The organism is Streptomyces sp. NPDC004561 (assembly GCF_053602155.1).
The window spans coordinates 1-6,797 of sequence record NZ_JBSGDB010000467.1 but is presented as its reverse complement, the minus strand read 5'-3'; the positions used below and the strand labels follow the sequence as shown (position 1 = coordinate 6,797).

Below are 6,797 nucleotides of genomic sequence, written 5' to 3'. Positions count from 1 at the left end.
AGCGCACTTGACTGGGGGTCAAGGGGTCGCAGGTTCAAATCCTGTCGTCCCGACTCGCGAGTTCCGCGGGTCAGGGTCGTGTCGGAGGATTCCGGCACGACCCTTTCGTCGTTCAGGCCTGCTGCTGCTGCTGCTGCTGCCGGCGGCGGCCCGCCATCAGCGCGTAGACGATGATCCCGACGAACAGGAACAGCACGCCCTGGTACACCGCCGCGTAGCCGGCGCCCGCCATCAGCCAGACCGAGAAGACGGCCGCCACCGCGGTGATCACCGAGTCACGCACCAGCCGCGCCCGGTCGACCTCGCGGCCGGAGGCGAGGTGGAAGATCTGCGCGGCGGCGGCCAGCAGGTACGGCACCGTCGCGGTGAACGTGGTCACGAGGACCAGGATCTCGAAGACCTTCCCGGACCCCGACATGTAGTTGTAGACGGTGAGCAGGGAGGCGAGGACCACCGTGACGCCGACGCCGACCGTCGGCACGCCCCGGCGGCGACGCGCGAAGGCGGCCGGGAAGAGGCCGTCCTGTGCGGCGGCGTACGGGGTCTGGGCGCTCAGCAGCGTCCAGCCGTTGAGGCAGCCGGTCATCGACACCAGTGCCGCGAGCGCCACGGCCCAGCCGCCCCAGCTCCCGCCGAACATCGCGTTCACGGCGTCCGAGAAGGGCGCGGTGGAGTGCACCAGACGGTCGTGCCGCACCGTGCCGAAGACGGACAGCGTGCCCAGCAGGTACACCAGCGCGGCGCCCGCGGTGCCGATGACGGTGGCGCGCCCCACGTTGCGGCGGGCGTCGCGGACCTCGCCCGCGCTGACCGCGGCGGACTCCACCCCGAGGTAGGAGAAGAGCAGCAGGGCGGCGGAGGCGGACACCGCGCCGATCGCGCCGTGACCGCTGGTGTTGAACGGCCCGAGCCTGGAGGGGTCGAAGAAGAACAGCCCGCCGACCGCGACGAGCAGCAGCGGCACGAACTTCAGCACCGTGGAGACCAGTTGGACGGCGCCGACGTAGCGGGTGCCGGCGAAGTTGGCGAGCGCGGGCAGCCACTGCAGCACCAGGGCCGCCAGACAGGCCGTCCAGCGGTGGCCGCCGACCGGGATCAGCACGTCCAGGTAGCCGACGGCGGCCACGGCGAGCGCGGCGTTCGACACCCAGGTGGTGATCCAGTACGCCCAGGCCGCGAGGAAGCCCGCGAAGTCGCCGAACGCCTCGCGGGCGTAGACGTAGGGCCCGCCGGTGCGGGGGTCGCGCGAGGCGAGCCGGCCGAACACCAGGGCCAGGGCGATCGCGCCGACGGTGAGCACGCCGAAGGCGACCAGGCTGACCGTGCCGAAGGGCGCGATGGAGGCGGGGAGCAGGAAGATGCCGCCGCCGATGATGTTGCCCATGACCAGGGCGGTCGCCACGGGCAGTCCGAACCGTCGGGCGTGCCGGCTGGGGGAGCCGTGGGGGTCCTCGACGGAGGCCGGGTGGGTCTCCGAGGGGGCCGGAGCCGACGGCGGGGCGACGTGCATGGGTGGTGCTGCCTCTCATCGAACTGGTGTCCCAGGATCGCCGGGACTGGGCCATGGTCGGGGATGTCCCCACCTGTCGCAAAATCGCCGCTTCTTGTGTGGCGCCGGCCCGTCGATTGCGTAAAAAGTGCGCTGGTGCGACCTTTGCGCCGCGAAATGTCCGGTGCACACCGACCGGTCCCCGCTAGCTGGCGAAACCTTTCACTGCAGCGGGCTCGTCAGCTGATCCGGGCCGGTGAACAATGTGACCAAAGAGGCGGACCCGGGCCCGGGAGGCCGTATGAGCACACCAGCGGAGCCGAGGGTGTCCGGGCTGGAGGTCCGGTCCATCGACTACGTCCCCCTGGACGAGCGGCACGGCAAACTGTGGCACCTGGGTCCCCTGTGGTTCATGTCCAACGCCCAGATCGCCACCCTCGCCGTGGGGCTGATCAGCATCACCGGGGGCGGCAACCTCATCTGGTCGCTGCTGGCCATCGTCGCCGGCACCGTCGTCGGCACCTTCTTCATGGCCTTCCACTCGGCCCAGGGACCCCAGCTGGGCCTGCCGCAGATGATCCAGTCGCGGCCCCAGTTCGGCTACGTCGGCGCCCTGCTCGTGTGGCTCTTCGCCTATGTGCAGTACGCGGGGTTCAACGTCTTCAACAGCATCCTGGCCGCCGACGCCCTGCACACCACGCTGCACGGCGGAGTGAAGCTGTGGGTCGTCGTGGTCACCGCCGTCGCGCTCGTCGTCGCGCTGGTGGGCTACGACATCATCCACAAGGCCGAGCGGTTCCTGACGTACGCCTTCCTGGTCATCTTCGGGATCTTCACGGTCGGCGTCCTGGTCACCCTGCACTACCCGGCGGGCTCCTTCGACCTGAGCGCCTTCCGCTGGACGCCGTTCCTCGCCCAGTTCGGCGTGGTCGCCGGCTACCAGATCAGCTGGGCCATCTACGTCTCGGACTACTCCCGCTACCTCCCGCCCGACGTGACCGTCCGCAAGACCTTCTACTGGACGTACTTCGGCTCCGCGCTCGGCGGCATCTGGCTGATGGTGCTCGGGGCGCTGCTGGCGGCCTGGGCGGGCTCCGGCTTCGAGACCATCCGCTCCATCAACGCCGCCGGCGACAGGGTGTTCGACGGCTTCGGCGCGATCGTGCTGCTCTTCGCCGCCCTGGGCCTGGTCTCCGTCACCGCGCTCAACATGTACGGCGGTTCCCTGACGCTGATCAGCGGCATCGACTCGTTCAAGCGGGTGCGCCCGACGCTGGCCGTCCGTCTGCTCACCCTCGGCGTCACCGCGGCGCTCTCCCTGTTCGGCGCGCTCGCCGCGACCGCGCACTTCCTGGCGAACTTCAACGACTTCCTGCTGCTGGTGCTCTACCTCTTCATCCCGTGGACCGCGGTGAACCTCATGGACTACTACGTCGTGCGCCGAGGCCACTACGCCGTCGCCGAGATCTTCAACCCCCACGGCATCTACGGCCGCTGGGGATGGCACGGCATCGTCTCCTACGTGGCCGGCTTCGCCGCCATGATCCCGTTCTTCTCCGTCGGCACCCTGTACGTCGGCCCCGCCGCGAAGGCGCTCGGGGGCGCGGACATCTCCCTGTTCATCGGGCTGCCGGTCTCGGCGGCCCTGTACTGGTGGCTGACCCGCTCCGTCGACGTCGACGCCGAGGCCCGCCTCGCCCAGGTGGAGGCGGAGGAACTGGAGAACGCGGCGCACGCGCACCAGGAACCCTGAGCCGGGCCCTGGCCGGGGTTCAGTCGCCCGCCGCCCACAGGCTCCGGACATGCCCCAGATGCCGGGTCATGACGGCGTGCACGGCCTGCTCGTCGCGCTCCAGCAGCGCGTCCAGGAGCTCCAGGTGCTCCTCGGCGGAGGACAGCAGCCGGCCCGCCTCCACCAGCGCGGTCAGTCCGTACAGCCGGGAGCGGCCGCGCAGGTCGGCGACCACCTCGACCAGGTGGGCGTTGCCCGCGAGGGCGAGCAGACCGAGGTGGAAGCGGGTGTCGGCCTCCACGTAGGCGATGAGGTCGCCCGCGGCCGCCGCGGCGACGATCTCCCGGGCCGCCGGGCGCAGCGCCTCCAGGGAGACCCGGTCCGCCGTGCGCGCCAGCCCGGCGACGGTGGGGATCTCGATGAGCGCGCGGATGTGCGTGTACTCGTCCAGCTGCCGGTCGGAGACGGCGGTGACCCGGAAGCCCTTGTTCGGCACCGTGTCGACCAGGCCCTCCTTGGCCAGGTCCAGCATCGCCTCCCGCACCGGCGTCGCCGAGACGCCGAAGCGCGCCGCGAGGGAGGGCGCCGAGTAGACCTCGCCCGGCCGCAGCTCGCCCGCGATGAGTGCGGCGCGCAGGGCGTCGGCGACGCGCTCGCGGTAGCTGCTCCGCCGGCCGCCCAGGCGGGGGAGGGACGTGGGTGCCTCCCCGGGCTGCGGCTTCTGTGCCATGTCACGCATCACGCGAGTCTAGAGGATGAACCCTTCCGGGAACGGATCGGTGGGGTCCAGCAGGTACTGCGCGGTACCGGTGACCCACGCCCGGCCGGTGAAACTCGGCAGCACGGCCGGGACTCCGGCGACCTCCGTCGTGTCCAGCAGCCGCCCGGTGAAGCGGGTGCCGATGAAGGACTCGTTCACGAACTCGGTGTGCAGCGGGAGTTGGCCGCGCGCGTGGAGCTGCGCCATGCGCGCGCTCGTTCCCGTGCCGCAGGGGGAGCGGTCGAACCAGCCCGGGTGGATGACCATCGCGTGCCGTGAGTGCCGGGCGGTGGCGCCGGGCGCGTGGAGGTGGACGTGGTGGCAGCCGTGGATGGACGGGTCCGCCGGATGCACCGGCTCCGCCTCGGCGTTGATCGCCTCCATCAGCGCAAGGCCGGCCGCCAGGATGTCGTCCTTGCGGGAGCGGTCGAAGGGCAGGCCGAACGCGTCGAGGGGGAGGATCGCGTAGAAGTTGCCGCCGTAGGCGAGGTCGTAGGTGACCGTACGGCCGTCGGGAAGGGTGATCCGGCGGTCCAGAGCGACGGCGAAGGACGGGACGTTGCGCAGGGTCACGTCGCGCGCGGCGCCGTTCTCCACCGCCACCTCGGCGACCACCACCCCCGCCGGGGTGTCGAGCCGGATCGTGGTCACCGGCTCCACGACCTCCACCATCCCGGTCTCCACCAGCACGGTCGCCACCCCGATCGTGCCGTGCCCGCACATCGGCAGATAGCCGGACACCTCGATGTAGATGACGCCCCAGTCGCAGTCCGGGCGGCTCGGCGGCTGCAGGATCGCGCCGCTCATCGCGGAGTGGCCGCGCGGCTCGTTCATCAGCAACCGCTTGACGTGGTCGCGGTGTCGGCGGAACCACAGCCGCCGGTCGTTCATGGTCGCACCGGGCACGGTGCCGATCCCGCCGGTGATCACCCGGGTCGGCATGCCCTCGGTGTGCGAGTCGACGGCGTGCAGGACGAGCTTGCTGCGCATGATCCGGCTCCCTTGTGCGCGTTATGCGAGACCCGCGGCGACGGCCTTCTCGGTGGCCGCCCTGACCGCGGCCTCCTGCTCGGGCAGCAGCGGCACGCGCGGCGGGCGGACCGGGCCGCCGTACCGGCCGACGACATCCATGGACAGCTTGATCGCCTGCACGAACTCCACCCGTGAGTCCCAGCGCAGCAGCGGGTGCAGCTGCCGGTAGAGGGGGACGGCGGTGCCCAGATCACCGGCCACCGCCGCCCGGTACAGCTCCGCCGAGGCCCGCGGCAGCGCGTTCGGGTACCCGGCCACCCAGCCCTTGGCGCCCGCCACCGCCAGCTCCAGCAGGACGTCGTCGGCGCCTGCCAGCAGGTCGAGTTCCGGGGCGAGTTCCGCGATCCGGTAGGCCCGGCGGACATCGCCGGAGAACTCCTTGACGGCGTGGACGGCCCCCTCGCCGTGCAGCCGGGCGAGGAGTTCGGGCACCAGGTCGACCTTGGTGTCGATCGGGTTGTTGTACGCCACCACCGGCAGCCCCGACCTCGCGACCTCCGCGTAGTGGGCGAGGACGGAACGCTCGTCCGCGCGGTAGGCGTTGGGCGGCAGCAGCATCACCGACGCGCAGCCGGCCTCGCCCGCCTGCTCGGCCCAGCGCCGGGCCTCGGCCGCGCCGTAGGCGGCGACGCCCGGCATCACCCGTTCGCCGCCGATCGCGGCGACGGCGGTCTCCACCACGCGGGCGCGCTCCTCGGGGGTGAGCGTCTGGTACTCGCCGAGGGAGCCGTTCGGCACGACGCCGTCGCAGCCGTTCGCCACCAGCCAGGCGCAGTGCTCGGCGTAGCGGTCGTGGTCGACGGAGAGGTCGTCGCGCAGAGGGAGCGCGGTGGCGACGAGCAAGCCGCGCCAGGGACGGTGCTGCGGTCGGGCCATGAGTGATCCCCAATCGGTAGTGTGTGACATGTTACTGAGCGGCGCCGGCTCGCCGGGTCAGTCCGGTTCCCGCTCCGGGAGTTCGGCCAGTACGCCGAGCGGCACCGGACGCGCGAACGGCCGGCGTCCGGGAGCGAGCGGGCAGCCGGCCAGTCCCGCCACCGCGGGCGCGCACATCCGGCCCTGGCACCAGCCCATCCCGGCCCGGGTGAGCAGCTTCACGGTGCGCAGGTCCGCGGCGCCGAGCGTGCCGACGGCCGTACGGACCTCCCCGGCGGTGACCTCCTCGCAGCGGCACACCACCGTGTCGTCCGGGACGCCGTCGGCCCAGTCCGCGGGCGGTGCGTACACCGTGTCGAGCGCCGCGAAGAACTCCCGCTGCCCGGAGCGTTTCCGGGCGAGGCCGGCCCAGCCGCGCGGGTCGGGCGCGGCGCCGCGCAGCCGGGCGGCGATCGAGCGGCCCGCGAGCCGGCCCTCGGTGAGCGCGAGGTCCGCTCCGCCGATGCCGGTGGCCTCACCGGCGGCCCAGACGCCGGGCACGTCCGTGCGCTGCTCGTCGTCGACGCGCACGGCCGTCCCCGCCAGGGTGCAGCCGAGGGTCTCGGCGAGGTCGGTGTGCGGCAGCATGCCGTGTCCCACGGCGAGCGTGTCGCAGGGGATGCGCCGGGCGCTGCCGGGCCTGGTCCGGCCGGTTCCGTCCAGCGCGGCGACGGTGACCGCCGTCAGCCGGTCGGCGCCGTGCGCCGCCACCACGGTGTGCCGGGACAGCGTCCGCACCCGGTGCCGCAGCAACCGGCCCGCGTACCAGGCGCCCTCGGCCAGCTTGCCGGGCCGCGCGACAAGGGCCAGTCCGCCGGCCGCCAGGGCCCGGCGCGGGCGCCGGTAGACGGCGAGGCCGAGGGCGGTGG

At 72.5% G+C, this 6,797-nt stretch carries 6 protein-coding genes; 1 reads left to right on the top strand and 5 read right to left on the bottom strand.

All coding sequences use genetic code 11. The features are described 5' to 3' along the window. Nucleotides 1–112: 112 nt before the first annotated feature. Entirely contained in the window at nucleotides 113–1,510 is a 1,398-nt protein-coding gene (locus ACWEN3_RS37960; protein ID WP_452980748.1) for an amino acid permease, read from the bottom strand. 280 nt (nucleotides 1,511–1,790) lie between these two features. On the opposite strand from ACWEN3_RS37960, the gene ACWEN3_RS37955 reads away from it, so the two are divergent. Then, nucleotides 1,791–3,242, top strand: a complete 1,452-nt coding sequence (locus ACWEN3_RS37955; protein WP_452980745.1) for a purine-cytosine permease family protein — start codon at nucleotides 1,791–1,793, stop codon at nucleotides 3,240–3,242. A 19-nt stretch (nucleotides 3,243–3,261) separates the two neighbouring features. Here ACWEN3_RS37955 and ACWEN3_RS37950 read toward each other — a convergent pair whose 3' ends face one another. The 4 genes from ACWEN3_RS37950 to ACWEN3_RS37935 form a co-directional block, all read right to left on the bottom strand. Continuing rightward, nucleotides 3,262–3,951 carry a GntR family transcriptional regulator gene (locus ACWEN3_RS37950; protein ID WP_452980742.1) on the bottom strand — a complete coding sequence of 230 codons (690 nt, stop codon included), beginning with the start codon at nucleotides 3,949–3,951 and terminating at the stop codon, nucleotides 3,262–3,264. Nucleotides 3,952–3,969: 18 nt separating this feature from the next. Beyond that, complete coding sequence (locus ACWEN3_RS37945) at nucleotides 3,970–4,971, bottom strand: proline racemase family protein (RefSeq protein ID WP_452980739.1); 1,002 nt, start codon at nucleotides 4,969–4,971, stop codon at nucleotides 3,970–3,972. A gap of 21 nt (nucleotides 4,972–4,992) precedes the next feature. Then, on the bottom strand, nucleotides 4,993–5,889 hold the full coding sequence (locus tag ACWEN3_RS37940; RefSeq protein WP_452980737.1) for a dihydrodipicolinate synthase family protein: 897 nt from the start codon (nucleotides 5,887–5,889) through the stop codon (nucleotides 4,993–4,995). Nucleotides 5,890–5,946: 57 nt separating this feature from the next. Continuing rightward, nucleotides 5,947–6,797 (bottom strand): FAD-dependent oxidoreductase (locus tag ACWEN3_RS37935; RefSeq protein WP_452980734.1); only part of this gene is annotated, 851 nt, incomplete at its 5' end.